Annotated in this window: 28 protein-coding genes; 1 reads left to right on the forward strand and 27 read right to left on the reverse strand. The window is 51.5% G+C overall.

Going from position 1 to position 25,394, the window contains the following annotated elements:
• Positions 1-181: helix-turn-helix domain-containing protein (locus FYJ84_RS15050; protein ID WP_407060745.1), on the reverse strand; the 181-nt coding region annotated here is incomplete at its 3' end.
• A 282-nt stretch (positions 182-463) separates the two neighbouring features.
• On the opposite strand from FYJ84_RS15050, the gene FYJ84_RS08420 reads away from it, so the two are divergent.
• Positions 464-1,186, forward strand: coding sequence for a thiamine diphosphokinase (locus FYJ84_RS08420; RefSeq protein ID WP_154407163.1), 723 nt, complete (start codon positions 464-466; stop codon positions 1,184-1,186).
• A gap of 150 nt (positions 1,187-1,336) precedes the next feature.
• On the opposite strand, the gene FYJ84_RS08425 is transcribed toward FYJ84_RS08420, so the two are convergent.
• The 26 genes from FYJ84_RS08425 to FYJ84_RS08545 all read right to left on the reverse strand — a co-directional run bounded on the left by FYJ84_RS08425 (position 1,337) and on the right by FYJ84_RS08545 (position 25,120).
• A complete protein-coding gene (locus FYJ84_RS08425) occupies positions 1,337-2,620 on the reverse strand; it encodes an O-acetylhomoserine aminocarboxypropyltransferase/cysteine synthase family protein (RefSeq protein ID WP_154407164.1) in 1,284 nt (427 codons plus the stop codon).
• A 433-nt stretch (positions 2,621-3,053) separates the two neighbouring features.
• A complete protein-coding gene (locus tag FYJ84_RS08430) occupies positions 3,054-3,284 on the reverse strand; it encodes a hypothetical protein (protein ID WP_154407165.1) in 231 nt (76 codons plus the stop codon).
• Positions 3,285-3,346: 62 nt separating this feature from the next.
• Positions 3,347-4,687 carry a replication-associated recombination protein A gene (locus FYJ84_RS08435; RefSeq protein ID WP_154407166.1) on the reverse strand — a complete coding sequence of 447 codons (1,341 nt, stop codon included), beginning with the start codon at positions 4,685-4,687 and terminating at the stop codon, positions 3,347-3,349.
• Positions 4,688-4,689: 2 nt separating this feature from the next.
• A complete protein-coding gene (locus FYJ84_RS08440) occupies positions 4,690-5,169 on the reverse strand; it encodes a dCTP deaminase/dUTPase family protein (protein ID WP_235901405.1) in 480 nt (159 codons plus the stop codon).
• A 15-nt stretch (positions 5,170-5,184) separates the two neighbouring features.
• Positions 5,185-5,436: an RNA chaperone Hfq gene (hfq, locus tag FYJ84_RS08445; protein WP_277008197.1), complete on the reverse strand. Its 252-nt coding sequence runs from the start codon at positions 5,434-5,436 to the stop codon at positions 5,185-5,187.
• A 27-nt stretch (positions 5,437-5,463) separates the two neighbouring features.
• Positions 5,464-6,462, reverse strand: coding sequence for a tRNA (adenosine(37)-N6)-dimethylallyltransferase MiaA (gene miaA, locus FYJ84_RS08450; protein ID WP_235901406.1), 999 nt, complete (start codon positions 6,460-6,462; stop codon positions 5,464-5,466).
• Positions 6,459-7,130, reverse strand: coding sequence for a metal-dependent hydrolase (locus FYJ84_RS08455; RefSeq protein ID WP_154407168.1), 672 nt, complete (start codon positions 7,128-7,130; stop codon positions 6,459-6,461). Before FYJ84_RS08455 ends, miaA begins: the two co-directional genes overlap by 4 nt.
• Positions 7,131-7,214: 84 nt before the next feature.
• Positions 7,215-8,177 carry a D-2-hydroxyacid dehydrogenase gene (locus FYJ84_RS08460; RefSeq protein WP_154407169.1) on the reverse strand — a complete coding sequence of 321 codons (963 nt, stop codon included), beginning with the start codon at positions 8,175-8,177 and terminating at the stop codon, positions 7,215-7,217.
• Between the two features lie 16 nt (positions 8,178-8,193).
• A complete protein-coding gene (gene pyrR / locus FYJ84_RS08465; RefSeq protein WP_154407170.1) occupies positions 8,194-8,748 on the reverse strand; it encodes a bifunctional pyr operon transcriptional regulator/uracil phosphoribosyltransferase PyrR in 555 nt (184 codons plus the stop codon).
• A 114-nt stretch (positions 8,749-8,862) separates the two neighbouring features.
• Positions 8,863-9,783, reverse strand: coding sequence for an RluA family pseudouridine synthase (locus FYJ84_RS08470; RefSeq protein WP_154407171.1), 921 nt, complete (start codon positions 9,781-9,783; stop codon positions 8,863-8,865).
• Complete coding sequence (lspA, locus tag FYJ84_RS08475; RefSeq protein ID WP_277008148.1) at positions 9,761-10,210, reverse strand: signal peptidase II; 450 nt, start codon at positions 10,208-10,210, stop codon at positions 9,761-9,763. The genes FYJ84_RS08470 and lspA overlap by 23 nt, the downstream gene beginning before the upstream one ends.
• A gap of 44 nt (positions 10,211-10,254) precedes the next feature.
• The gene (locus FYJ84_RS08480) at positions 10,255-11,049 is read right to left on the reverse strand and encodes a DivIVA domain-containing protein (RefSeq protein ID WP_154407172.1); all 795 of its coding nucleotides are present in this window, start codon (positions 11,047-11,049) and stop codon (positions 10,255-10,257) included.
• 18 nt (positions 11,050-11,067) lie between these two features.
• Positions 11,068-11,862, reverse strand: coding sequence for a YlmH family RNA-binding protein (locus tag FYJ84_RS08485; protein ID WP_154407173.1), 795 nt, complete (start codon positions 11,860-11,862; stop codon positions 11,068-11,070).
• A 24-nt stretch (positions 11,863-11,886) separates the two neighbouring features.
• Positions 11,887-12,693, reverse strand: a complete 807-nt coding sequence (gene proC / locus FYJ84_RS08490) for a pyrroline-5-carboxylate reductase (RefSeq protein ID WP_154407174.1) — start codon at positions 12,691-12,693, stop codon at positions 11,887-11,889.
• Positions 12,693-13,235, reverse strand: coding sequence for a cell division protein SepF (locus FYJ84_RS08495; RefSeq protein ID WP_154407175.1), 543 nt, complete (start codon positions 13,233-13,235; stop codon positions 12,693-12,695). The genes proC and FYJ84_RS08495 overlap by 1 nt, the downstream gene beginning before the upstream one ends.
• A 29-nt stretch (positions 13,236-13,264) precedes the next feature.
• Positions 13,265-13,954, reverse strand: coding sequence for a YggS family pyridoxal phosphate-dependent enzyme (locus FYJ84_RS08500; RefSeq protein WP_154407176.1), 690 nt, complete (start codon positions 13,952-13,954; stop codon positions 13,265-13,267).
• Positions 13,955-14,017: 63 nt separating this feature from the next.
• Complete coding sequence (pgeF, locus tag FYJ84_RS08505) at positions 14,018-14,839, reverse strand: peptidoglycan editing factor PgeF (RefSeq protein WP_154407177.1); 822 nt, start codon at positions 14,837-14,839, stop codon at positions 14,018-14,020.
• Between the two features lie 17 nt (positions 14,840-14,856).
• Positions 14,857-16,548 carry a radical SAM protein gene (locus FYJ84_RS08510; protein ID WP_154407178.1) on the reverse strand — a complete coding sequence of 564 codons (1,692 nt, stop codon included), beginning with the start codon at positions 16,546-16,548 and terminating at the stop codon, positions 14,857-14,859.
• 72 nt (positions 16,549-16,620) lie between these two features.
• Complete coding sequence (gene nrdR / locus FYJ84_RS14465) at positions 16,621-17,073, reverse strand: transcriptional regulator NrdR (protein ID WP_205764162.1); 453 nt, start codon at positions 17,071-17,073, stop codon at positions 16,621-16,623.
• Positions 17,074-18,996, reverse strand: coding sequence for a YgiQ family radical SAM protein (locus tag FYJ84_RS08515; RefSeq protein WP_205764163.1), 1,923 nt, complete (start codon positions 18,994-18,996; stop codon positions 17,074-17,076).
• A gap of 30 nt (positions 18,997-19,026) precedes the next feature.
• Complete coding sequence (locus tag FYJ84_RS08520; protein ID WP_154407179.1) at positions 19,027-20,106, reverse strand: helix-turn-helix domain-containing protein; 1,080 nt, start codon at positions 20,104-20,106, stop codon at positions 19,027-19,029.
• Between the two features lie 123 nt (positions 20,107-20,229).
• A complete protein-coding gene (locus FYJ84_RS08525) occupies positions 20,230-20,652 on the reverse strand; it encodes an RrF2 family transcriptional regulator (RefSeq protein ID WP_154407180.1) in 423 nt (140 codons plus the stop codon).
• A 46-nt stretch (positions 20,653-20,698) separates the two neighbouring features.
• Positions 20,699-22,027, reverse strand: coding sequence for a cytidylate kinase family protein (locus FYJ84_RS08530; RefSeq protein WP_154407181.1), 1,329 nt, complete (start codon positions 22,025-22,027; stop codon positions 20,699-20,701).
• Between the two features lie 123 nt (positions 22,028-22,150).
• On the reverse strand, positions 22,151-24,220 hold the full coding sequence (locus tag FYJ84_RS08535; protein WP_154407182.1) for a polyribonucleotide nucleotidyltransferase: 2,070 nt from the start codon (positions 24,218-24,220) through the stop codon (positions 22,151-22,153).
• 254 nt (positions 24,221-24,474) lie between these two features.
• Entirely contained in the window at positions 24,475-24,879 is a 405-nt protein-coding gene (locus tag FYJ84_RS08540; RefSeq protein ID WP_154407183.1) for a type II toxin-antitoxin system HicB family antitoxin, read from the reverse strand.
• A 31-nt stretch (positions 24,880-24,910) separates the two neighbouring features.
• Positions 24,911-25,120 carry a type II toxin-antitoxin system HicA family toxin gene (locus FYJ84_RS08545; RefSeq protein ID WP_328596358.1) on the reverse strand — a complete coding sequence of 70 codons (210 nt, stop codon included), beginning with the start codon at positions 25,118-25,120 and terminating at the stop codon, positions 24,911-24,913.
• Positions 25,121-25,394: the final 274 nt, after the last annotated feature.

Raw genomic sequence — 25,394 nt, forward strand, 5'->3', positions numbered from 1 at the left:
TTTTACTAGTCTGCTTGTAAGTCACACTTGTTTTGGAATTTGTCCATGCTTCTTTACGGATATTCAAAAACCTGTTATACACAAACCTGACGCATCCCAGTGTCTGATTGATTAGCTGTTGCTGTTGCTTAGTGGGATATATTCGATACAGATAGCCTTTTTGCTGTAACACATCATTCACCTCCTGCCACCTATTATTATATCATCGATATGTTCTATTGTCCACCTCAATTACTTGCGTAAATTCGGTGGACGTGGCATTCATCTCCCGCCTATAGAGGCAGGGAGTCTTCTGCCACATTAAGATAAATAGTGAAATTAAATCTTACTTAAATACTTTTGAAGCAGGTATTGACACCGGGAAACTATCATAAGAAAATATATTTGTAATGAAAAAAATGCCCTTATCATTCAAAATAACAAGGGCAGCCGATAGATATAGAGATTATGCAGGGAGGCAAAAATGCAGTTAAATACAACCGAAAAGAATGCAATATCATTGCCGGAGGTGTATGCCGGCTATTCCGCTCACCTGCCCCCGGGGGAGCTGCTTTTGGCAGGTGGCGGCAGGGCACCGGCACCTAACTGGCTGTGCCAGGCAGCCAGCGGCAGGCAGCTGTGGTGCATTGACCGCGGCATAGACTGCTGTCACCGTGCCGGGCTTGTGCCGCTGAGGCTCATCGGCGATGGTGACAGCGCAACAGAACAGTCCTGGCAGTGGGCGGAAGAAAACAAGGTTCCCATTGCGAAATTCCCTGTCAAAAAGGATTATACCGATACCCAGCTGGCACTGGAGATGGCAGCAGCAGAGCAAAAATATGTAGTTCTGACGGGTGCTATGGGAGGCCGTTTTGACCACGCCTACAGTACCATTTTTTCCTTTGGGCACAGCAATATCCAGGGCTGTATTGCCGATGAGCAGGAAACGGTATTTTTTCTGCGCGGCAAGGAAAAAATCACCCTGACATTAAGAAGGCATGCCAGGGCAATTTCCCTGCTTCCCCTGACAGCGGCAGCCTCCGGCGTTACCATTCAGGGAGTATACTGGCCCTTGCAGGATGCGGAGCTCACCCAGGGGCTTCCTTATGCAGTCAGCAATGAAGCAGCCGGGGAAAAAATCAGCATAGCTTTGGACAATGGTATTTTGGCAGTATATATCTGCTGGCAGGAAGACAAACTGGCTTAAATGATATCTGTAAAACAAATGATTCATTAGGCAAACAGGCGGCCACAGCTCCACTCCCGCAAGGTGAAGGCTGTAACCGCCTGTTTTTGTCCACTGTATGTTTTTATGTTTGTAAGAGAGATGTCAAAGTTAAAGTAACAACATTCGGGCTTACTTTACGGCTGCAAAGCCCTTTTCCAGATCGGCAATGATGTCATCAATATGCTCAGTACCGATAGAAAGCCTGATGGTATTCTGATAAATGCCCTGGTCGGTAAGCTCCTCCTCAGTCAGCTGGGAATGAGTGGTAGTAGCAGGGTGGATAACAAGGCTCTTTACATCTGCTACGTTTGCCAGCAGGGAGAAAATCTCCAGATTGTCGATGAAAGCATGAGCTTCCTTCTGACCGCCCTTGATATTGAAGGTAAAGATAGAAGCACCGCCATTAGGGAAATACTTCTTGTACAGCTCATGGTCAGGATGGTCAGGCAGGGATGGATGGTTTACCTTCTCCACCAGAGGATGCTTGCTGAGGAACTCAACAACCTTCTTGGTGTTTTCCACATGACGCTCTACCCGCAGGGAAAGGGTTTCCACGCCCTGCAGAATAATGAAGGCATTGAAAGGAGAAATAGTTGCACCGGTGTCACGCAACAGGATTGCCCGGATGTAAGTAACAAAGGCAGCAGGACCTACTGCATCAGCAAAGGAAATACCATGGTAGCTAGGGTTCGGTGCAGCGATAGCAGGATACTTGCCGCTTGCCTTCCAATCGAACTTGCCGGAGTCTACAATAACGCCGCCCAGGGAAGTACCATGACCGCCCAGGAACTTGGTAGCGGAATGTACCACGATATCAGCACCATACTCAATCGGACGAATCAGGTACGGAGTACCAAAGGTGTTATCGATTACCAGCGGCAGGCCGTGCTTGTGGGCAATCTTTGCCACTGCCTCAATATCAGGAATATCGCTGTTCGGATTGCCGAGAGTTTCCAGATATACTGCCTTGGTGTTAGGCTGGATAGCGGCCTCTACCTCCTCCAGGTTGTGGGCATCCACAAAGGTAGTCTTGATGCCATAGCGAGGCAGGGTATGTGCCAGCAGGTTGAAGCTGCCGCCGTAGATGGTCTTCTGGGCAACGATGTGGTCACCTTCCCCGGCAAGAGCCTGAATAGTGTAGTCAATAGCTGCAGCACCGCTTGCCACTGCCAGGCCTGCCACACCGCCCTCCAGGGCAGCTACGCGGCTCTCCAGGACACCCTGGGTAGAGTTGGTCAGACGGCCATAGATGTTGCCTGCATCAGCCAGGCCAAAACGGGCTGCCGCATGAGCGGAATTCCTAAAAACATAGGAGGTAGTCTGATAAATAGGCACCGCCCTCGCATCAGTAGCCGGATCCGGCTGCTCCTGTCCAACGTGTAACTGCAATGTCTCAAATTTATAGTTGCTCATAATAAATACCTCATTTCAATACAATTTATTTTTACTAACTTACCAGGCTTTAATCAGTGCTCTCCGCACTGCTCATCATGCCCCGGTATAACTCAGAATAATTTCATCCAATAGCTTCATCTTTCCTACACATGACGAAAGTGCTCTGGTGCCAGGCTGAAAGCCTTGCCAATCTCTGCATACCCTTCGCCTCCTTAATGCTTTAATCTTTTACTATATGGTTCAAACCTTATGCTTGTATATTAAACCTATTTGTCTAGTATGTCAATAGGTAATTGGAAAAATTTCTAAAAAAGCACTAAAAAAGGGACTAAATGCTACTTTAGTCCCAAAGATATATAATACTCATCTGCTTATCAGGATATACCACCCGACATACTCTGCGTATTATGCATATTTCAACATATATTCATATATTTAGATATTCAGACATTTAGCAGGAATTGCTGCCCAGCCGGGGATGCACCGCGTGGCGCAGGCTGCGACGGCGTATAATCGCCATGGCTTCCCGCAAATCCACATCCTCCCTGTCCTCGCCCTGCTCATACACGCAAAGGGGCTTATCCGCTCCCAGTTCGCTGGCAGGCATGTAGACATATTCGGCTGTATTGCCATCACCAAAGATTACACCGGCCTTTAATTCACATTCCGTCATCGTAGCCATCAAGAAAATCTCCTTTGCCTTCCGTTATGGGCTGTAAGTATTCTAGTATTCCGGTATCTTTATTACCGCTTGCGCTTCGGCCAGCATTTGGCCAGGTATTCCCTGATATAACGCTCACGCCCATTGTCAGAAGGATGATAATAAACCTTGTCCCTGATTTTATCCGGCAGATACTGCTGCAAAGCAAAATTTCCCGGATAATCGTGAGGATAGATATAGTCCAGACCATGCCCCAGCTTTGAAGCACCCTTGTAATGGGAGTCCCTGAGATGGGCAGGCACAGCACCGCAATCCGCCCTGCGCACATCAGCCAGCGCCTCGTCAATGGCCATATAGGCCCCATTGCTCTTTGGTGCCGAAGCCACATAGGTCACAGCCTCTGCCAGGGGAATACGCCCCTCAGGCATGCCTACGAACTGCACGGCCTGTACAGCCGCCATTGCCACCACCAGTGCCATAGGGTCTGCGTTGCCCACATCCTCGGCGGCACATATCGCCACCCTGCGGGCAATGAAATTGGGATCCTCACCACCGGCAATCATACGGGCAAGATAATGAACCGCCGCATCGGGATCGCTGCCCCGCATGCTCTTGATAAAGGCAGAAACCGTATCATAATGGTTATCGCCATTTTTGTCATAGCACTGGATGCGCTCCCCGAAAAGGCTCTCCAAAAGTGCCATATCAATCACAGCCCCATCCTCCGTCATGGAGGCCGCCTGCTCCAAAAGGTTCAATGCCATGCGCCCGTCACCGCCGGAGAGGCGTATCAGGGCGGTCATTGCTTCCCCGTCACAGGAAAGCTGCTGGCTGCCAAGGCCACGCTGGCAATCCGTCAGTGCCTGCGTCAAAAGCTTGCGGATATCATCATCGGACAGGGCAGAGAGCCGCACGATGCGCACCCTGCTCAAAAGGGCATGATTCACCTCAAAAAAAGGATTTTCCGTGGTGGCGCCGATCAAAATCAGCCTGCCATCCTCCACATAGGGAAGCAATACATCCTGCTGTCCTTTATTGAAGCGATGAATCTCGTCTATAAATACGATAGTGCGCTTTTGATAAAACTTGCGCTGCTCCGCAGCTTCATCCACAATCTTCCTGATATCCCCGATGCCCGAGGACACAGCATTCAGCCGCTTGAAATGACTGTTGGTGATACCGGCAATCATCATGGCAATGGTAGTCTTGCCGGTTCCCGGCGGGCCAAAAAGAATCATGGAAGGGAGCATATCCTGCTCAATCATCCGCCGGAGATACCTGCCCTTGCCCATGGCCTCCTCCTGCCCGATAAATTCATCAAAATTCCTCGGGCGCATCCGCTGGGCCAGCGGCTCGTACTTCGCCTTGCTCCTGCTTTCCTCCTCGGCAGCTGCCGCAGAAAACAAATCAAACCCCATATCCATAGCTACCTGTCTCCCGTAGAGCCAAATCCGCCGCCGCGCCCTGCGCCACAGCCTGCCCTATCGCCATCCACCAGAAGATAGCGATAAAAAATGCCCTGGGCAACCCGCATGCCTCTGGCTATTTTCACTGCTTTTTCCCCATGATTAATAAGGGGCAGCATGATATGCCCCTCATTATCAGGATTGTTATAATAGTCCGCATCAATAATCCCCTGGCTGTTAATGCAGCTCACCTGATTTTTGATGGAAAAGCCTGAGCGCACATGCAGCCCAAGATATTCATCAGGCTGCATATACGCCTTCAGCCCCGTAGGCACCAGCGTAACCTGATGCGGAAGCAGAGTCACATCCTCAGCCGCCTGAATATCGTAGCCCGCGCTGGAGCCGGTCTTTCTAGCTGGCAGCTCAATGCCCTTTTCCATGTAGGCAGAGACGACCTCAAAGCCCCTCTGCCTGCCATCCTTGTCATTCATATATTTCATGCTGTCAGCTGCCTGTTACGCACGCTCGGCACTTTCAGCCTTCTTTTCAAAATTATCCACCGGGCGGCTCATGGTAATGGTGGAAATCGCATGCTTATACACCAGCTGCTGCTTGCCCAGTGAGTCCATAATCACAGTAAAATTGTCAAAGCCCTTGACGAAGCCCTTAATCTGAAAGCCATTGACAAGGTGAATAATAACGCTGATATTCTCCTTGCGAACCTGGTTTAAAATGCTGTCCTGTAAATTGATTGCCTTTGTCATAATTTCCCTCTCCTATGCAGTATAAAATTATTATTTATTAATCCAACGTTGTACATCCCAAAGCAGATTATCTGCCAGCATGCCGGTATTCTTGTATAGCTCCGGCTGGTACCAGTGAATATACGGCATACGGCGATACCAGGTCAGCTGGCGCTTGGCAAAATGACGGCTGTTCTGCTGGATTTTTGCCACAGCCTCCTGCAGGCCCGTGGCTATGTCCACATCATTGCCTGTCAGCACCGGCAGCAGCTCCTTGTAGCCAATGCCCTTCATGGCCTGCACAGACGGTGCTACACCTGACTCCAGCAGATTGATAATCTCCTGCTGCAAGCCCTGTTCAACCATTATATTCACTCGTTGATTTATTCTATCATACAATTTATTACGCTGCCATGTCAAGCCAGCCACATAACAATCATACACCAATTCTCTGGATTTTTTCTGAGAAAGCTGCTCTCCGCCCAGATGGTGCACCTCTAACGCCCGTACAATGCGGCGAAAATCATTTATGTGCAGCCTGGCTGCCGCCTGGGGATTTACCTTCGCCAGCATGCCATGTACATATTCCCTGCCCTTTTCCTCCGCCAGTTTTTCCAGATAATTGCGATATGCTGCATCCTCACTCTGGCTATTCAGCTCATAGCCCTCCAGCAGGGACTGGATGTACAGCCCTGTCCCTCCCACCAGCAAGGGAATCTTGCCCTGCTGATTGAGCCGGGTGATAATCGCCTTTGCCTGCTGCAAAAAATCCATCAGGTTAAAGCTGGCATCAGGGGGCAGGATATCAATCATGTGATGCCGGATGCCTGACATTTCTTCCGTAGTAGGCTTTGCTGAGCCGATGTCGAAGCCCTTATACACCAGCATGGAATCCCCGGAGATAATCTCCGTACCAAGGGCTTTCGCCAGGCTGATGGACAAGGCTGTCTTGCCGGAGGCAGTAGGGCCCAGCAGTACCAGCAGCTTTTCCCTGGCTGCCGTTTTATCATTTTTACACGACGCGAAATTCATATCCGAATTGCTTTTCATAGCTTATCCATATCCAGAGCATCCCCCGGTGCCAGAATATGCACCTGGGAATCAGTGTCCTTTTCCACCAGCTCCTTGAAACGCTCAGGCTCGGCAGCAATCACAGGCCAGGTGTTATAGTGCACAGGAATCACATGCTTCGGCTGCAAAAGCTTGACAGCATAAGCCGCATCCTCAACGCCCATGGTGTAGTTATCCCCGATTGGCAGCAGGGCGCAGTCCAGCCTAAACCGCTTCCCGATGAGCTCCATGTCACTGAAAAGGGCAGTATCACCGGCAAAATAAACATTCTTGCCAGCAATATTTACCACAAAGCCGCAGGACAGCAGCCCAGGCACGCCACTGCTGTGAATAGCCCTGGTCATATACACGCTGCCAAAGCTGAATTTGGCACTGCCGCCGATATTCATGCCGTGGCCATTTTCTGCCCTGCATGTCTCCAGAATCTCCGGGGTGCCAATCACTATAGCCCCGGTACGCGCTGCAATAGCAGGTGCATCCCCCAGATGGTCAGCATGACCATGAGACACCAAAATATAGTTGCAGGTCACTACATCCGCCGTGGTAGTTGCCAGAGGATTGCCGGAAAAAAACGGATCAAACAGCAATTTATCCTTGCCATCACTCAGGGCAAAAGCTGAGTGACCGTAATAAGTTAAGAGCAGCATCGAAAACAACTTCCTTTCAGAGAAGAAAATGGCAATGTATCCATTGCCATCTTCCTAATTGCGTTAAAACATCCTCAAATAGTGTCAGCCCACCACATTTATAGGCTGCCCGGCCATATACGCCTTGACATTTTCCACGCACACATCCATCAGCCGCTGGCGGGCCTCGGTGGCTGACCATGCCATGTGCGGCGTCAGGATGCAATTCTTTGCCTCCAGCAGCGGATTGTCCGGCAGAATCGGCTCACTGCTTACCACATCAAGCCCGGCAGCCCTCACCTTGCCGCTGTCCAAGGCTGCCCTCAATGCCGCCTCATCCACCAGCTGGCCGCGGCTGGTATTAATCAGGATAACCCCGTCCTTCATCCGGGCGATGGTGTCAGCATTAATCATCTTTTCCGTCTCAGCCGTCAGCGGACAGTGCAGGGAGATAATATCAGCACGCTGATAGACCTCATCCAAGGTCAGATACCTGCCATACTCAAAGTCCTGCCCCGCCTTCCGCGGATGCCCGGCGATAATCTCCGCCCCAAAGCCCTGCACCATACGGGCAAAGGCCATGCCAATCCTGCCTGCACCGATAATGCCTACAGTCTTGCCAGCCAGCTCGATGTTGGAAAAATCCCAGAAGCAGTTGTATTTGCACTGACTCCAGCGGCCCTTGGCCACCTCCCCGGCATGATGGCCTACGCCATTGCAGATTTCCAAAAGCAGGGCCATAGCAAACTGCGCCACCGTATCAGTTCCATAGGTAGGCACGTTGGAGACAATCACCCCATGCTTCTTTGCCGCCTGCAAGTCAATATTGTTGTACCCGGTTGCTGTCTCACAGATAAACTTCAAATCAGGACACGCGGCAAAAATTTCCTCCGTGACCGGCACCTTGTTGACGAGAATAACCTCTGCATCACCGATATGCTCAATGATTTCCGCCGGATTGGCATAATCCGTGCTATCGTAGTAGACACATTCACCAAGAGCCTCCACAGGCGCAAAGGAAACATCCCCATGTCCCATCATATATCCATCCAAAACTGCCAGCTTCATATACTATTCCCCCTGATTATTCCTCGGCTTCCTCTCGGATCACAACCTTGTCCTCGCTATCGATTTCTGCCACCAGTACACTGACAGATTCCTTAGAGGAAGTAGGCACATTCTTGCCCACATAATCGGCGCGGATTGGCAGCTCCCTGTGACCGCGGTCAACCAGCACTGCCAGCTGAATGGCATGAGGACGTCCCATGTCCATCAGGGCATCCAGGGCGGCACGGATAGTGCGCCCCGTGTAGAGCACATCATCAACCAGGACGATGGTCTTGCGGTCAATATCCACAGGCATGGCAGTCGGCCGCACGATAGGCTGATAAGAAAGGGTGGACAAATCATCACGGTAAAGGGTAATGTCCAGTACCCCCACAGGCGGACGCTGCCCCTCAATCTTTTCCAGGGCATCAGCCACCCGCTCGGACAGAGGCACGCCACGGGAACGGATACCCACCAGCACAATATCCTCCAAGCCCTTATTTTTTTCCACAATCTCATGGGCAATACGCACCAAAGCGCGATTGATGCCCTGAGTGTCCATCAGGACAGTCTTATCTACAAAATTTGGCATACCTATCTCTCCTATCTTTACCTAAATTTCCATCTTCCTATGAACTGACTTGATTATATTGATTATATTGATTTTGTTAATTATATCAATTTTCTTAATTGCCTCAATCGCCTTTTATCTGCGCCTGATTTTCTTAATCAGTTCCTGCATATCCTGCGGCAACGGCGCTGCAAAGCGCATCCTTTCCCCGGTAGCAGGATGGGTAAGCTCCAGGCTGGCAGAATGCAATGCCTGCCCCTTGATGGCAAACTTGCCCCTCACCCTGCCGTGCCTGTCCGTGCCGTATTTCGGGTCCCCCACTACCGGATGGCCGATATAGGTCATGTGGACGCGTATCTGATGGGTGCGGCCCGTTTCCAGCCTGCACTCCGTCAGGGTATATTCCCCAAAGCGTTCCAGCACCCGGAAATGGGTGACAGCATGCTTGCCGTTTTCCCTGACGATGGCCATCTTTTTCCTGTCAGAAGCATCACGCCCAATATCTCCCCGGATGATGCCTGACTCCTCCTTGATATTGCCCCAGACCACCGCCTGATAGATGCGGAAAGCAGTCTTTTCCTGAATCTGCTTTGCCAGGCTGAGGTGGGCCTGGTCATTCTTGGCTGCCACCATGACGCCGGAGGTATCCTTGTCCAGCCTGTGGACGATGCCCGGGCGGATTTCCCCGTTGATGCCGGACAAATCCTCACAATGATGCATCAGGGCATTGACCAGAGTGCCGGAAAACACTCCTGCTGCCGGGTGCACCACCATGCCTCTTGCCTTATTGATGACGATTATATCCTTGTCCTCATAAAGAATGTCCAGCGGAATATCCTCCGGGAGAATTTCCGTATTTTCCGGCTCCGGCACGGACAGTTCCACCGCATCGCCAGCTTTCAGCTTGTAGTTTCCCTTGCGCACCGCCTGATTTACGGTGGCATTGCCGCTGGCAATCAGCTTCTGCACATGGGAACGGGAAAACTCCGGCTGCATTCTGGTCAGGAATACATCCAGCCGCTCGCCTGCCTTATCAGCTGCAAATATCATCTTCATTCCGCCTTTGCCAAATATCAAAAATCAAAATACCTGCCCCGGCGCAGATGGCAATATCAGCAATATTGAACACAGGCCAGATGCGAAAATCAAGAAAGTCCACTACCAGGCCGCTCTGAATCCTGTCTGCCAGATTGCCCACAGCTCCACCCAGCAGCAGGCCTGCACCGCTGCGCATCAGGAAGGACTCCTGCTGCAGCTTTTTGTAAAAAGCCGCCCCCAAAAGGACAGCTGCAAGGGCTACCAAAATGAAAAACCAGCGCTGATGCTCCAGCATGCCGAAGGCAGCTCCCGGATTTAATACATAAGTGATATGAAAAATTCCCTTGATAACCGGCAAAGACTGCCCCAGGTGCATAGTAGACACCACCAGATGCTTTACCAGCTGATCAATAATAAAAACTAAAATTCCTATACCTAAAGGCACCTGTTATAGCCTCCAAAACTAAATTACTCTATACCTTTATTAACCTATACCCTTTCCACAGGCACGGTCTTGTCTGTTACGCCTATCTGAGCGGCAATAGCCACGCTGGCCGCACTGGCATGAATGCCCTCAGGCTCCTGCTTTTTCTCAGCATCAGCCTGCACGTTCTCAGCTGCCTGCTCCTGTTCAGCAGTGGCAGGAACACTCTCATTTGCTGCCGAAGCCGCCGTACCGCTGGCTGCCACCTCAGATGTCTCCTTTGGCTGAGACTGCACCGCAGCCTTGACATCATCTGCCTTACCTGCTCTCTCCTGAACCTTGTCCGGCATAATATCGTAAGCTTCCTCCAGCAGCCCCAGCTCTGTCTGCATCAGGTTGCGCATCTTTGCCACAAACTGCCGCCTTTCCCTGACGATGCGCTCGTACTCTGCCACAGCGGCACGTACCTGCGCCGCTGCTGCCTCAATCTTGCGCTTGCACTCCCGCTCGGTATCCTGCTTCAGCTTTTCTGCGTACAGCTCCGCCTCACGCTTGAGATTTTCCCCGGCCTGCCTGGCTGCCTGGCGCACCTCCTCGCCGCGGACATTGGCGGTATTTACTACCTCATCCGCAGTGCGCTGGGCTACCAGCAGCGTATCCTGCAAATTCTTTTCCAGCTGATGATACTGGTCAAGCTGCTTATTGCACAGCTCGATTTCCTTTTTCATCTGATGGTTATCACGATAAAGCATCTCATAATCATTGACTACCTGGTCGAGAAAATCGTCTACTTCCTCCTGATTGAAACCGCGAAAGCTGCGAGAAAATTCCTTGTTGTGAATATCTACCGGTGTCAGCATAATACTGCCTCCCTACAATCAATAATATCTTTTCAAGAGTACGCCTATGCGCCCCTTTTTTGTCTGTCCCCTGACTTCGGCTACCTCCAGCCGTCCGCGGCCCCGCAGGGAAAGCACGTCACCTTCCTTGACATTTTGGGCTGCACCCTTGACCGGCTGCCAGTTCAGCTTCAGCTTGTCAGCGGCAATATCACTGGCTGCCTTGCTTCTAGAAACACCATAGCCTGCTGCCGCAATAGAATCCACCCTCAGGGAAGCTACGGTAGCACGCAGCTCCTTGTACTTTTCTTCCTTTGCCGGAATCAGTGACAAATCTGAAAGCTGGCAGGTGACACCGCTATGCCCTATCTGGGTGAGATTTTCCAGCAGATAATCAGCCATTTTGCTATCTGTCACAATGCCTGCCCGGGCTGTGCCCATGACAATATCCCCCAGGCGGCTTCTTTCAATGCCCAGGCTCATCAATGCCCCCAGCACGTCACGATGGCCGATATGCTCAAACTGCCCGTTCCAGCTGACCTCCACATAGGCCAGTTCAAAGGACGGTGAGCCCCCAAAGTCCTTATCAATCAGCAGGGCACGCTGGCGCTCTGCTCCACTGTAGCCGCCGTCAAAATCCAGCCTGAGGCCCGGATAATTGGCGGCAATCGTCTCCGCTATCTCCTGACCATAAGGGTCCAAAAAGCCGCTGAGGCGGAACTTCTGGCTTCTCTGCACCTGCTCTGCCATATCCACCAGCTTGATTGCAGTTTCCTCGCCTTCAGTTCCCCTGTAATATCTAATAATCTTCTCTTTCTGTTCTGAACCTGCCATAAACCAATTCTTTCCTATAAAACATTATTTCCTGCCCAGCTCCGCGGAACGCTCCGCAGCTGCCAGCACTGCATCAATCAAAGCACCACGCACCCCCTGCTGCTCCATGACGCGGACACCGGCAATGGTAGTACCGGCAGGACTGGTTACCTGGTCCCGCAGCACATCAGGATGCTTGCCGGATTCCAGCACCATCTTTGCCGCACCATAAATGGTCTGCGCCGCCAGCAAGGTAGCCGTAGCCCGTGGCAGACCTGCTGCCACTCCCCCGTCTGACAGGGCATCAATCATCAAAAAGCCATAAGCAGGGCCGCTGCCGGAAAGCCCGGTAACAGCATCCAGCATGTACTCCTTCACTTCTACTGCCTGTCCGCAGGAGGACAAAATCACCCGTACATCCTCTGCATCATCAGCACAGGTATTGCTGCTGAGTGCATAGGCAGACATGCCCTCCCCCACAGAAAGAGGAGTATTTGGCATAACGCGGATAATCTTCTGCTCCGGGAAAAACTCCCGTATGCTATCGATAGTCAGGCCTGCCACAATGGACACCAGTACCGCATCCCTTTTCAGCTTGCCCTGCACCTCTGCCATCGCCTTGGCTGCAACCTGCGGCTTGATGGCCAGCACCAGAATATCCACATCAGAAAGGAAGCCCTCCGCCCCCACAAAAGCCTGCACACCATAGCTGCCCTGCAAAAAGCGGCAACGCTCCTCCTTGTGGTCTGAAACAAAAATATTTTCTGCGGCTAAAACCTGCTTGCTGACAGCGCCGGACAAAATTGCCTCCGCCATAGCACCGCCGCCAATAAATCCAATTTTCTTTTCCATTACTTATTCTCCCACGGCATATCGGTAAATCCCTGATTGGTCTGCTTGTTTACGGATACGTTGACATTCTTTGGTGAAAACAGCCATACCCTGGTGCTGATGGAATTCACATTGCCATCCAGCGCATAGGTAGTACCGCTGACAAAATCAAGGATACGGCGATACAGCTGGTCATCCACGCCCTCAAAATTAATCACCACAGGACGCTTTTCCTTCAGGCAGTTGGCAATCTGCTGGGAATCATCCAATGAGCGGGGCTGAATAACAACCACCTTCATATTTGGCGCAGAACTGCCATGAGCTATATGCAGGGGCTTGCTGCCTCCCTCATGAATAGAGGAACCGGCACTGCCGAGAGTCACTACATTTCCGCCCCTGCTGCCTGCTTCCGGCTGAACCGGCCTGGCTGCCTTGGCAGCAGGTTCTGCTGGCTCTGCCGGTTTCTTAACAGGCTCCGCCGGAGGCGCTTCTACGCCTGCTTCGTCCTCATCCGGTTCCGGCTTTGACAGCCCGAACTTTTCAAAAAATTTATCAATACCCATGGGTTTTTCCTCCCTGCTCTAAAATTTTATCAATACTGACGGGGCCCAAAAATGCCGGTACCTACGCGCACCACATTTGCCCCTTCCTCCACAGCAATCGTATAATCGTGAGTCATACCCATCGACAAATATTTTATATTCGCCGTCTGCCAGCTGATTTCCTTCACCTTGTCAAAAATTTTTCGCATTTTTGCAAATAAAGGCCGGCATTCCTCTACATCCTCATAATTCGGCGCAATGCACATCAGCCCCATGAGCTGCAGATTTTCCATTTCATCCACCTTGTGCAGCAGGTCCATCAGCTCATCCTCATAGATACCGGACTTGGATTCCTCCTGAGCCAGGTTTACCTGCACCAGCACCTTCTGTACCTTGCCTATACCGGCTGCTGCCTTGTCGATGGCTTCTGCCAGATGCAGGGTATCCACGGAATGAATCAAATCAAACATCTTGACAGCCTGCTTTGCCTTGTTGGTCTGCAAATGGCCGATGAGATGCCAGGTCACCTGGCGGTCCAGTGTCTCAAATTTTTCCTTGGCTTCCTGAATCCTGTTCTCGCCAATATCAGTCACACCGGCATCGATTGCCTCCCGCATGGCATATATATCGTGATTTTTGGTAACTGCTACCAGCAGAACATCATGGTCAAAGGAAGCATCACGCTTTGCCTTGCTGGCCTCAATATTGCTCCTTACCTCCTGCAGCCTTTCCTCAATCATCAAATCACCCCTTAAATGTACCATGATAAAATTACGCAAAAAGTTGTTGCCAATAATATATCTCTATTTTACACCAATAATCGCCGCAATGCGACCAGTTTTGCCATTATCTGCCCGATAGGAAAAAAACTGCTTGCTGTTGCATGCCGTGCAGGTATGAGCATTGGCAATATTTTCCCTTTTGAGTCCGGCATTTTCCAGCTGCCTGGTATTGCAGAGCTGCAAATCAAGGTAAATGCCGCCATTCGGCCGCGCCTCAAGGATTTCAGCGGCAAACTCGGGAAATGCCTCCCTGAACTGATGAGCAACGCCCTCGCCCACCTGATAGCAGCAACTGCCAATGGAGGGGCCAATGGCTGCCAGCATATGGGCAGGATTGCTGCCAAATTCCTTCGCCATGGCTGCCACGGTCTTGGCCGCTATGGATTTCACCGTGCCCTTCCAGCCGCCATGTGCCAGCCCCACCGCCTTATTTACTGGATCAGCCAGCAGGATAGGCGTGCAGTCTGCAAAAAACAGCATCAGCGGCAATCCCGGCTCGTTGGTAATCAGGGCATCCGTATCGGGAATTGCCCCTGCATAATCGGCAAAACCTGCCCCCGCATCTTTTGCTGTAATCCGCACTACCCTGTCACCATGCACCTGCTGGCAGGTGGCAGTGCGCTGCGGCTCTGCGCCAACCATACGGCAGAAGCGCCGCCTGTTTTCCAGCACGGCATCCTTCTCGTCCTCCACATGGAGACCCAGGTTGAGGCTGTCATACGCCCCCTGGCTTACGCCGCCATGCCGGGTGGAAATCCCATGGAAAAATAAGGAATCGGGAAATATATCAAATCTGCCCAGCCACAGATTATTTAGTTCTGTATTGTATAAAGCAAAGCTCATGCCAAAAACTCACACTCCTATTTGCAGACACCGCAGCGATGACAGCCATCAAAACACCTGATGGTACGGGCAGGCTCCGCCTTGCATGCCTCCTGCCGCTCCTTGATGAGATACGCCTTGGTAAAGCCCATATCCAGCACATCCCAGGGAAGTACCTCATCCAGCTGCCGTAGCCTGGATACCTGCTCATCCAGGCTGCTGCCCCGTGCTTTCAGCACGGATTTTATCGCCTTGCTGCCGCCAGCCTGATAGGCTTCCCACAGGACTTCGCCTGCCTGCCGATTCCCCCTGGCAAGAAATGCCTGCACATAGGCATCCCGGGGCGATTCGGCAATCACCTCTATATTGTGCCGCTTCCTGAGGGCACTAGTTATAGACTTCAAGGCTCCCTGTATGTATTTTAATGGTGCCATAGGCTCCCACTGAAAGGGAGTAAAAGGCTTTGGTATAAAAGGATTGATGCTAAGGGTCAGGCGCCCCATAGCTCCATGCTTTTCCATAAAGTCCTTCAACCGGCACGCCATATCTACAATTGCCTGAATGTCCTCCGGCTCCTCTCCCGGCAATCCTATCATGATATACAGCCGGAAATTCCTGATGCCTGCCCTGATGCCCATATCCATGGCATTCAGGAGATGCTGTTCCTCAATGCCCTTGTTCACCACGGCACGCATCCGGCTGCTGCCAGCTTCCGGCGCCATCGTCAATGTTCTCAGGCCGCTGGCAGCCAGGGAGTCCACCAGCTCCTGGGTAACAGAATCCGCCCTAAAGGAAGCCACCGACATGCTGAGGCCATCCCCCAGGATTTCCCGGCACAGGCTGTCAATCTCCGGGTAATCGGAAATCGCCGCTCCCATCAGCCCCACCCGGCGGCCTGATGCCTTCGCCCCTGCCAGCATTTTTTCAATGGCTTCCAGGGAGCGGTTGCGGGGTTTGCGGAAGCAGTAGCCTGCCATGCAGAAGCGGCAGTGGCGTCCGCAGCCTCTGGCGATTTCCACCAGATGGAGGTTAAACTCCGTATCCTCCGTATAGATGACCGTCTCCCCCGGAAAATCATCCAGATTTTGCTGCCATTGGCGCACCACCTGATGCTCCCCCTTTTCCGGTCTGTGAACTGATGGCACATATACCCCGGGTACATGGGACAATGCTTCCAGTATTTCCTGACGGCCTGCCCCTGCCAGCTTCTTTGCATGATAAACATCCATGAAGCCCGGCAGCACTGCCTCCCCTTCACCGATGATGAATGCATCAAAAAACAGGCTCAAAGGCTCAGGATTAAAGGTGGCACAGGGACCGCCGCCGATAACCAGTGCGTCCTGCTCCCCCCTGTCAGCTGCCATGGGAACCACCTTGCCCAGCTCCAGCATCCGCAGGATGTTGAAATAATCCATCTCAAAGGAAACCACGAAGCCGATGATATCAAACCTGTTCAGCCCGGTCTGGCTCTCCATTGTCATCAGGGGCTGCCGTGCTTTTTCATATGCCTGCTGCTGCTTTCGCTCCGGCAGGAAAACACGCTCACAGGCTGTATCCTGCCGCTCATTCAGAAGCCGGTACACTATATGCAGCCCCAGGTTGGACATGCCGACAAAATATGAATTTGGATATGCCAGGGCAAAGCGATGCCTGCCCCCTGAAGGACGGCTGTAATAGCCTGTTTCCCTTGCCAGCTGCGCTTTCAGCTGTTCCTTTAACTTCCACACCATTGAGAACTCCCCGGTATCAGTATTGCAATTTAACCGAAAACTAAAATTAAAATAAACATCAATGTATCATCATCATTGCTCAGACAGGATATCCAGCTCCTTCTTGAAGCTCTGAATGTCCGTAAAACGGCGGTAAACAGAGGCAAAACGTATATAGGCAACCTGGTCAAAATCCTTCAGCATGGCAAGAGCCTCCTCGCCAATTGCCTTGGAGGGAACCTCCTGTTCATAATGGCGGCGCAGGTTCTGCTCAATGGTATGTGCCAATGCCACCACGCTTTCCAGTGATTTGTCACGCTTTTCACATGAACGTATCAGCCCGTTAAGGAGCTTGTTTTTATCAAACACCTGCCGGGTTCCGTCATGCTTAACCACCATCAGGGGAAGCTGCTCCACTGTCTCAAAGGTCGTAAAACGCCGTCCACAATTCTGGCAGCCCCTGCGGCGCCTTATAGTATGCCCCTCATCTATAGCCCTTGAATCAATAACACGGCAATCCGGAGTAAAACAATATGGACAACGCATTTACTTCACCAACTTTTTCCTGTTTTTCTGACTTTGCTGTTTCTGCTGATTTCCAGCTTTACTATTTCTTTTAGCCTTATGAGCATTATTATGGTTATTAGGTAGGTTTCTGCCAGCAGGTGACTTGCCAGATTTTTGTTCCGGCCGTATCAGGCATTTTGCCCCGTAGCCGATCAGATCACGCCTGCCCGCCTTTTCCAGTGCCCTGCGCACCAGCTCATAATTCTTCGGCAGCCAGAACTGCATCAGGGCACGCTGCATGGCTTTTTCCTCAGGGGACTTTGCCGAATAAACCTGCTGCCCGGTAAGGGGATTCAGCCCAGTGTACCACATGCAGGTGGACAGGGTGCCAGGGGTAGGGATAAAATCCTGCACCTGCTCCGGATGATAGCCCATCTCCTTGATAAACTCCGCCAGCTCAATGGCATCCTCCAGCTGGCTGCCGGGATGGCTGGACATGAAGTACGGCACCAGGTACTGCTTCTTGCCCAGCTGCTTGTTCATCCTGGTAAATTTTTCCACGAAGCGCCGGTACACTTTGCTGCCGGACTTGCCCATAAGCCTGGTTACCCTGTCCGAAATATGCTCCGGAGCTATTTTCAGCTGGCCGCTGATATGATGCTCACACAGCTCCCGGAGAAAATCGTCCTTGGCCAGCATGAGATAGTCGAAGCGGATGCCGGAACGGATAAAGACCTTCTTGACCTTTGGCAGCTGCCGGAGCTTTCGCAAGAGCTCCAGATAGCCGGCATGGCTTGCCGTCAGGTTCTTGCAGGTATCAGGTGACAGGCACTGCTTGCCGTGGCAGGTGCCCCGCTTTAGCTGCGCATCACAGGAAGTACGGTGGAAATTTGCCGTAGGCCCCCCCACGTCATGAATATAGCCCTTAAAATCAGGCTGCTCCGTCATAATTTTGGCCTCCCGCAAGATGGAAGCATCGCTCCGAGGCTGGATAATCCGCCCCTGATGGGAAATAATGGCACAGAAATTGCAGCCACCAAAGCAGCCCCGATGGGCGGTAATGCTGAATTTCACTTCCTCAATGGCAGGGACGCCCCCTGCCTTGTCATACATGGGATGCCAGGTGCGCATATACGGCAGGTCATAAATCTCGTCCATTTCCTCTGTGGAAAGGGGCATGGCAGGAGGATTCTGAACAATGCACCAGCTGCCATTCTGCTGTGCCAGCCGCTTGCCGCGAAAAGCGTCCTGCTCAAGATACTCTGTCCGAAAGGCTTCCGCAAAGGCAGCCTTGCTTTTCCTCACCTGCTCAAAGCTGGCAATGGCCTCGTAATCCCATATATAGTCAAAATCGGGCACCCGAAAACAGGTCCCCTGCACATCCTGAATATTCTGTATTTCTACGCCCTGATGAAGCTGGGCGGCAATCTCTATCAGCTGGTGCTCCCCCATGCCGTAGACAAGCAGATCCGCATCACACTCAGCCAGAATGGACGGGCGCACCTCATCTGCCCAGTAATCATAATGGGCAAACCGCCGGAGGCTTGCCTCTATGCCACCGATAATAATCGGCACGTCCTTTCCCCAGCATTCCCGAAGCCTCCTGGCATAGGTCAGAACAGCTCTTTCCGGCCGGAAGCCTGCCTTGCCACCCGGCGAATAGGAATCATCGTGCCGCAGCCTCTTGGCAGCAGTATAACGGCTTAACTGGGAATCCAGATTGCCGCTGGACACAAGAAAACCCAGCCGTGGCTTGCCCAGGCTGGTGAAATCCTTGGTGCTGTGCCAATCAGGCTGGGGAATAATCCCCACCCTGTAGCCATGCTTTTCCAGCAAGCGGCACAAAATCGCCGGACCGAAGCTGGGATGATCCACATAGGCATCGCCGGACACAAAAATAAAATCCAGCTGCTGCCAGCCCCGTTCCTCCATATCTTTCCTTGTTACAGGCAGAAAACTCATATAAACTCCTTGCCGCTCATCCTAATTTTATCACTGGGCAGCAGCGGCCGGCTGTCCCTGTTCAGCTGCCGGAGCCGGTGCCGGTGGCTCGGATGCAGGAGCCTCAGGCTGTGCTGCCTCTGCCGGTGCAGCCGGTGCAGCCGGCTCAGCCGGAGCAGGCTCGCTGTAGCTTTCCTGATAATAGCTCTGCTCCGCAGCCCCAGCCTGTCCGCCAGCCGCCTGTCCTGCATTGCCGTCTGCAGCATTCGCCCCGGCCTGCGGTACAGCTGCTTCCTTGACAAAGGTGCGGTCAGCAATCTGCCCTATCTCGCCCAGGGTGCCCATATCCTTTCCGTTGAAGGTTATCTGGATGCCCCCGGCATTACCGGCACGGATTTCCACGCTTTCCTTGCCCTTCCAGGACATTTCCTTGCCCTTTTCCACCGTGCCCTCAAAGGCATTCTGGCCGTCTACCTTGACGGAAATCCAGCAATTTTCCAGCATTTTTGCAGAAACCTCAGCCCCCTCATAGACCTTTACAGGTGCAGCAGGTTCCTGCTTCACCGGCTGCTCCTGCTTTACAGCAGGCTTTGGCTTGGCAGCAGGATCTGTACCTTCATCCATAAAAGCAACATACACGCCGCCAAGGAAAACCAGCATCACGCCCAGCAAAATCATGAATTTCTTGGAACCGCTCTTTTCCTCCCGCTCAAGGCTGTGGCGGTACTCATCACCTGCGGCAAACAGGCTGGTCTTCGCCTGAGGCCTGCTGTAGCCGGTACTGCTGCTGGTTTCAGCCCTTGCAGCAGGCTTCTCAGCACCTTTATTCCTGCCAAAGAAAGACTTCTTCGGCTCACTGGCTTCATCTTCCCTCGGCATATCGGCTGGCTGTACCACCTTGACAATATTGCGCTCGGAGTCGTACTGCTCCAGCAGGGCATCACCATCTATCTGCAGGAACTTGGAATAATTCCTGATAAAGCCCTTTGCATATACATCACCGGGAAGCGCATCATAATCGCCCTTTTCGATGGCTTCCAGGTATACATCTCGAATACTGGTCTCCCCTGCTACGTCAGCAATGCTCAGCCCTTGCTTTTCACGTTCGCGACGAAGAATCTCCCCAACCATAATCCGAACCTCCTAAAACTGCAGCATGTCACGGAAAACAATACTGCCCTTATTAATCATATTAATCTAACTACCATCTTATTATAACATGTAAATTTTGCAATACAATAGCCTGGCACAGGTCTATTTTCCCGGTTTTTGGCAAAGCTCCGCCAAAGTGATGGAATTCAGCACCTCATTTATCCTGGTGCCGATTCTCTCCCAAACTCCCCGGCGGCTGCACCCGGCAGCCTTCTGGCAGACAAAGGGCTCATCACCATCCATCAGCATGCAGTCAGCGAAAGCAATAGGCCCTTCCATGGCTACAATAATCTCACCAATGGTAATTTCCTCAGGCTTTTTCGCCAGCATGTAGCCCCCCTGGGCTCCCCGGATACTCTTGATAAAGCCCGCCTTGCGCAGGGTTCCCATCAGCTGTTCCAGATAATTCTCAGAAATTTCCTGCCTTTCAGCAATGGATTTAAGTGCCACAGGACCTGTGCCGTACTCATTTGCCAGGTCATGCAGAGCCAATACGCCATATCTTCCTCGTTGAGACAGCTTCATACTGTTACACCTCTTTTTAGTGAATTACTTGTTACAGAATTGCCTTTTAGAACTGAATCAAGCGGAATTCCTTAATCAGCTGGATGAGGATAGCCGCCGTCCTGTCCACCCCATAGCGATTGGACTTGACAGTTATATCGTAATTTTCGCTGTTGCCCCATTCCATAGCGGAAAACTGCTGGCAGTGGTTTTTCCTGTCATTGGCAAACTCGCGGATTTTTTCCTGGGCCTCCTCAAGAGGGATTGCTTCCTTGCGCATGACACGCTGGATACGCTCCGGCTCATCTGCCGTAATAAAAATATGCAGGGAATTTTTGTGGTTTTGCAGAACATAGTTTGCCAGCCTGCCCACGATAACGCAGGAGTCCTTGGCAGCAATTTCCTGAATGACCTGCGCTTCCAGGCGGAAAATCTGCTCCGGCAGCGGCACCTCGCTCTCAGGGAAGGATCCGGCATACCAGTCAAACAGGGTATAAAGTGCCGTGCTGGAAATCTTTTCCTCATGCTTATGCAGGTATTCAGCGGCAAAATCGCTGCGCTCGGCAGCCATCTTGATGATCTCCGTATCATAGTAGGGCAAATCCAGCTCATGGGCAATCCGCCTGGCAATCGTCCTGCCGCCGCTGCCGTACTCATGGGAAACGGTCAGCACAAAATGCGCCTCCGACACCTCCGGCATAGCCTGCCGTTCCCTCTCCTTCTGGATGCGGTTTTCCGGCAGCAGAAGATATGTCAGTGACTTCAGCTGATTGGTGAACAGGCGGATTTCCGTGCCGCAGAGAAAGGCCGTAATCAGGGTTCCCTCCCGGACGGCTTTCAGCTCTCCCACAAAAATCAGGCAGAGGACAGTGGCAAAGGTAGTCATGCACAGGTCAGAAACCACCCGGACGCTGGTATACCGCCTGCCTATCCTCTCCGCCAGTATCTGCAAAAAGGAATCCATGGGCAGCAGCGTCACCCGGGAAATAATGCCGAAATAAGTGCCAAAGGCCATGATGCTGCACCCGGCCAGCAGCATGCCTATCTTGGCGTAGTAGCTTTCCAGCACCAGAGGTGCCATGCATTCCAGGGACAGGTCAATAAAATAACCGAAAACCACCGTCATGCCGCATTGCAGCACCAGCATTCTCTTGTCCAGCCCCTTTTTCAGCACCGGCTGGATAAATATCATCAGCAAATTCATGATGGCTGTCCAGCAGCCAACCGTCACCGACGGGATAATCAAGGCAAAGGTATAGGGCAGCGAAGAAATAGGCGATACGCCCAGCGATGATTTAATCAAGCATGCCACACCAAAGCCCATAAACACCAAGCCCAGTGCAAAGACCAGGAAGCGCCTGGCCAATTCTGAAGGCGATTGTTTAATTTCTTTCATCCAAAAGCCACCTCAAAAATCGAAAGCCCGCAAGACCGCACCATCTGTGCAGCTATTTGCGGGCTCCAAAATCATATTATTATGTTACGCAGTCATCAGCGGATTTACCAGCCCATTAAACTATCAGAGCAGAACCTTGTGGGATACGTTGACACGCCCCTTCTGGTCAATCTCAGTAACCTTTACCTCCAGCTCATCGCCTACGTTCACATAGTCCTCAACCTTTTCCACGCGCTTCTTGTCCAGCTGGGAAATATGGCAGAGTCCCTCACGGCCAGGCAGCAGCTCCACGAAAGCGCCAAATGCCATCAGGCGTGTAACCTTGCCCTTGTAAATCTGGCCTACCTCTACTTCGCGGACAATCTCCTCGATGGCAGCCACGGCAGCAGCGGATGCCTCCACGCTGGTAGCGGAAATGCGTACAGTGCCATCATCGTCAATATCAATCTGTACGCCGCAGTCATCAATAATCTTCTTGATGACCTTGCCGCCAGGCCCGATAACCTCGCGGATCTTATCAGGCTTAATCTGCATGGTGGTAACTCTCGGTGCATACTTACTGAGCTCTGCATTCGGCTCGCTGATGCACTCCAGCATCTTGCCCAGGATAAATGCACGGCCGCGCTTTGCCTGCTCCAGGGCGGACGCCAGTATCTCACGGGAAATACCCTTGATCTTGATATCCATCTGAATAGCGGTAACACCCTCGGTGGTACCTGCTACCTTGAAGTCCATATCACCCAGGGCATCCTCCATGCCCTGAATATCAGTCAGGATGGTGTAGTCATCCCCATCCTTAACCAGGCCCATAGCCACGCCGGATACAGGACGCTTGATAGGCACGCCTGCATGCATCAGGGAAAGGGTGCTGCCGCATACGGAACCCATGGAGCTGGAACCGTTGGACTCAAGCACCTCGGAAACCATGCGGATGGTATAAGGGAATTCCTCAGTAGACGGAATAACCGGCACCAGCGCACGTTCAGCCAGGGCGCCATGACCGATTTCGCGGCGTCCCGGGCCACGTACAGGACGAGCCTCACCTACGGAATAGCCAGGGAAGTTGTACTGATGGATGTAGTGCTTGCTGGTCTCAACGCCCAGGCCGTCCAGCACCTGTTCATCACCCAAAGAACCCAGGGTGGTAATGGTCAGAATCTGAGTCTGGCCACGGGTAAACAGGCCGGAGCCATGAGTCCTCGGCAGCAGGCCAACCTCACAGCTGATAGGACGCACTTCCTCCACCTCACGGCCGTCAGGACGGATTTTCTCCTTGGTAATCATGCGGCGGACGATTTCCTTGACAATCTTGTGCAGCATATAAGGAATTTCCTTGACTGCATCAGGATAAATCTCCAGGAAATGCTCCAATGCCTCTGCCTTGACAGCAGCAATATGCTCGTCACGGGCCAGCTTGTCAGGATTTCTCACTGCCTCATCCAGCTTGGCAGTAGCGTATTCGCGGATGGCCTGCTCCATTTCCTCAGGCACAGCGAACAGCTTAACCTCGCGCTTTTCCTTGCCTACAGCCTTCTGCATCTCATCCTGGAAGGCAACGATTTTCTTGATTTCCTCATGCCCAAAGAGAATAGCCTCAAGGATAACCTCCTCAGGCAGCTCATTGGCACCAGCCTCAACCATCATTACCGCATCACGGGAACCGGCAATGGTCAGGTTCAGGTCGGAAGCCTCACGCTGCTCCACGGTAGGGTTGATGACAAACTCGCCATCAATGCGGCCTACCCGGACACCGGCTATCGGGCCCAGGAAAGGAATATCGGAAATAGTCAGGGCGCAGGAAGCACCAATCATGGCTGCAATCTCAGGTGCATTGTCGTGCTCTACGGAAAGGACAGTAGCCACAATCTGCACATCGTTTCTATAGCCCTCAGGGAACAGAGGACGGATAGGGCGGTCAATCAGGCGGCTGCACAGAATAGCAGACTCGCCAGGACGTCCCTCTCTCTTTATAAAACCGCCCGGAATCTTGCCGACAGCGTACATCTTCTCCTCATAGTCAACAGTCAGAGGGAAGAAGTCAACGCCCTCGCGCGGCTCCTCAGAAGCGGTAGCAGTAACCAAAACAACGGTCTCACCATAACGAACCAAAGCAGCACCATTGGCCTGCTTTGCCATCTTGCCGGTCTCAACGGTAAACGTCCTGCCGCCAAGCTGCATTTCAAAACTTTCCATCAAGTTTTTCCTCCTGTATTTTCAATCGTTTTTTGCATACTCTGTGATTATATCACAAAAATAGGAAAAATCATAATTTTTTCTGGAAAAAGTTTTCCTGCCGCTACTTTAAAATGTCATTATTTTCATGCTGTATTTATACATTATAAAACAGAACCAGATCTTTAATCGTTTTCATGAAAAATAGCAGGATAAACATTCAACATAAACATCACATCCTTTATCCCTAAAAACTTCCTAACCATAGACAAAAATCAGGAAAATGTAACATTCAATTCCTTGCACAATGCGTTCTGGAGTAAGTGAGAAAAATTAATATTGCGCTCACGTGCCAGGGTATCAAGCCAGCATGGAATGGTGAGCGTCTTTTTTACAGCGTGATTATCGGTTCTTCTAAGATACGCCACCTCATCATACTCAATCAAGGAAACGAAATCCTGCCCCTCAGTTGCTACATCAGCCGGATTTGAAGGCTCAGGAGCCTGTTCCTTATCCTCTTTCAGAGAATACAGATATATCCCCAATGCGTCCTCTGCCATTTGAATAGCTTCAGCCAAAGTGTTTCCTTCGGTTACGCAACCCAGCAAATCAGGGAAATCAACAGAATAACCGCCATCTTCTTCCGGATGAAATACCGCTGGATAAAAAATCTTGTTCATAACCCTACCTCCTACGTAATGCCAGCAGGGCTCATTTGAGCCCTGCCTGCTTCAAAATATTGTTATATGTACCGGGCTTCAGTTCTTCGTTGTGTAAAGGAATGACAGGCCGTCCCGGCTTGGTTGGGTGTTTCATGATGTGGTGTGAGCCTTTGATTCTATCAATAACCCACCCATCATCTTTCAATATCCTAATTAAATCTTTTGGGGCTGCTTCATGGCACCCAACTCCTTCAGGAATACTTCAAGCCCTGCATGGTGCTTACAAAAAACAATAAGAGGAAAGTAAATTGAAAGCTGAACAACTGTCAAAGATGTGATTTTGACATACATATATCACACATAACCATGATTGCATCCATATCGCCAGCTTCAGCACATTTAGCAATGTTTTGTATGACTGCTTGATTCCCACTCACAGCCATTTGTTTTAGTTGACCTTTCCCCCGGTGATTAGACACTAAACAACTTATTCTTAAAATAGCTTTATTTTCACTATTTTACGGATTGCAGAA

This window comes from Anaerovibrio slackiae, assembly GCF_009695585.1.
GTDB lineage: Bacteria > Bacillota > Negativicutes > Selenomonadales > Selenomonadaceae > Anaerovibrio > Anaerovibrio slackiae.

Excerpts from the sequence above, each read along its gene's own strand:
- FYJ84_RS08510 (WP_154407178.1), bottom strand. The coding sequence starts at position 16,548 with ATGGTGTGGAAGTTAAAGGAACAGCTGAAAGCGCAGCTGGCAAGGGAA.
- FYJ84_RS08495 (WP_154407175.1), bottom strand. The coding sequence starts at position 13,235 with ATGGGTATTGATAAATTTTTTGAAAAGTTCGGGCTGTCAAAGCCGGAA.
- pyrR (WP_154407170.1), bottom strand. The coding sequence starts at position 8,748 with ATGCCAAATTTTGTAGATAAGACTGTCCTGATGGACACTCAGGGCATC.
- FYJ84_RS08535 (WP_154407182.1), bottom strand. The coding sequence starts at position 24,220 with ATGGAAAGTTTTGAAATGCAGCTTGGCGGCAGGACGTTTACCGTTGAG.
- nrdR (WP_205764162.1), bottom strand. The coding sequence starts at position 17,073 with ATGCGTTGTCCATATTGTTTTACTCCGGATTGCCGTGTTATTGATTCA.
- FYJ84_RS08425 (WP_154407164.1), bottom strand. The coding sequence starts at position 2,620 with ATGAGCAACTATAAATTTGAGACATTGCAGTTACACGTTGGACAGGAG.
- FYJ84_RS08435 (WP_154407166.1), bottom strand. The coding sequence starts at position 4,687 with ATGGATATGGGGTTTGATTTGTTTTCTGCGGCAGCTGCCGAGGAGGAA.
- FYJ84_RS08540 (WP_154407183.1), bottom strand. The coding sequence starts at position 24,879 with ATGAACAAGATTTTTTATCCAGCGGTATTTCATCCGGAAGAAGATGGC.
- FYJ84_RS08420 (WP_154407163.1), top strand. The coding sequence starts at position 464 with ATGCAGTTAAATACAACCGAAAAGAATGCAATATCATTGCCGGAGGTG.
- FYJ84_RS08500 (WP_154407176.1), bottom strand. The coding sequence starts at position 13,954 with ATGATTGAGGAAAGGCTGCAGGAGGTAAGGAGCAATATTGAGGCCAGC.
- FYJ84_RS08520 (WP_154407179.1), bottom strand. The coding sequence starts at position 20,106 with ATGGTTGGGGAGATTCTTCGTCGCGAACGTGAAAAGCAAGGGCTGAGC.
- miaA (WP_235901406.1), bottom strand. The coding sequence starts at position 6,462 with ATGAAAAGCAATTCGGATATGAATTTCGCGTCGTGTAAAAATGATAAA.
- FYJ84_RS08470 (WP_154407171.1), bottom strand. The coding sequence starts at position 9,783 with ATGAAGATGATATTTGCAGCTGATAAGGCAGGCGAGCGGCTGGATGTA.
- pgeF (WP_154407177.1), bottom strand. The coding sequence starts at position 14,839 with ATGAGCTTTGCTTTATACAATACAGAACTAAATAATCTGTGGCTGGGC.
- FYJ84_RS08485 (WP_154407173.1), bottom strand. The coding sequence starts at position 11,862 with ATGGCAGGTTCAGAACAGAAAGAGAAGATTATTAGATATTACAGGGGA.
- FYJ84_RS08530 (WP_154407181.1), bottom strand. The coding sequence starts at position 22,027 with ATGAAAGAAATTAAACAATCGCCTTCAGAATTGGCCAGGCGCTTCCTG.
- proC (WP_154407174.1), bottom strand. The coding sequence starts at position 12,693 with ATGGAAAAGAAAATTGGATTTATTGGCGGCGGTGCTATGGCGGAGGCA.
- FYJ84_RS08430 (WP_154407165.1), bottom strand. The coding sequence starts at position 3,284 with ATGGCTACGATGACGGAATGTGAATTAAAGGCCGGTGTAATCTTTGGT.
- FYJ84_RS08440 (WP_235901405.1), bottom strand. The coding sequence starts at position 5,169 with ATGAAATATATGAATGACAAGGATGGCAGGCAGAGGGGCTTTGAGGTC.
- FYJ84_RS08480 (WP_154407172.1), bottom strand. The coding sequence starts at position 11,049 with ATGCTGACACCGGTAGATATTCACAACAAGGAATTTTCTCGCAGCTTT.
- FYJ84_RS08455 (WP_154407168.1), bottom strand. The coding sequence starts at position 7,130 with ATGCTGCTCTTAACTTATTACGGTCACTCAGCTTTTGCCCTGAGTGAT.
- FYJ84_RS08460 (WP_154407169.1), bottom strand. The coding sequence starts at position 8,177 with ATGAAGCTGGCAGTTTTGGATGGATATATGATGGGACATGGGGATGTT.
- FYJ84_RS08515 (WP_205764163.1), bottom strand. The coding sequence starts at position 18,996 with ATGAGTTTTCTGCCTGTAACAAGGAAAGATATGGAGGAACGGGGCTGG.
- FYJ84_RS08525 (WP_154407180.1), bottom strand. The coding sequence starts at position 20,652 with ATGAAGCTGTCTCAACGAGGAAGATATGGCGTATTGGCTCTGCATGAC.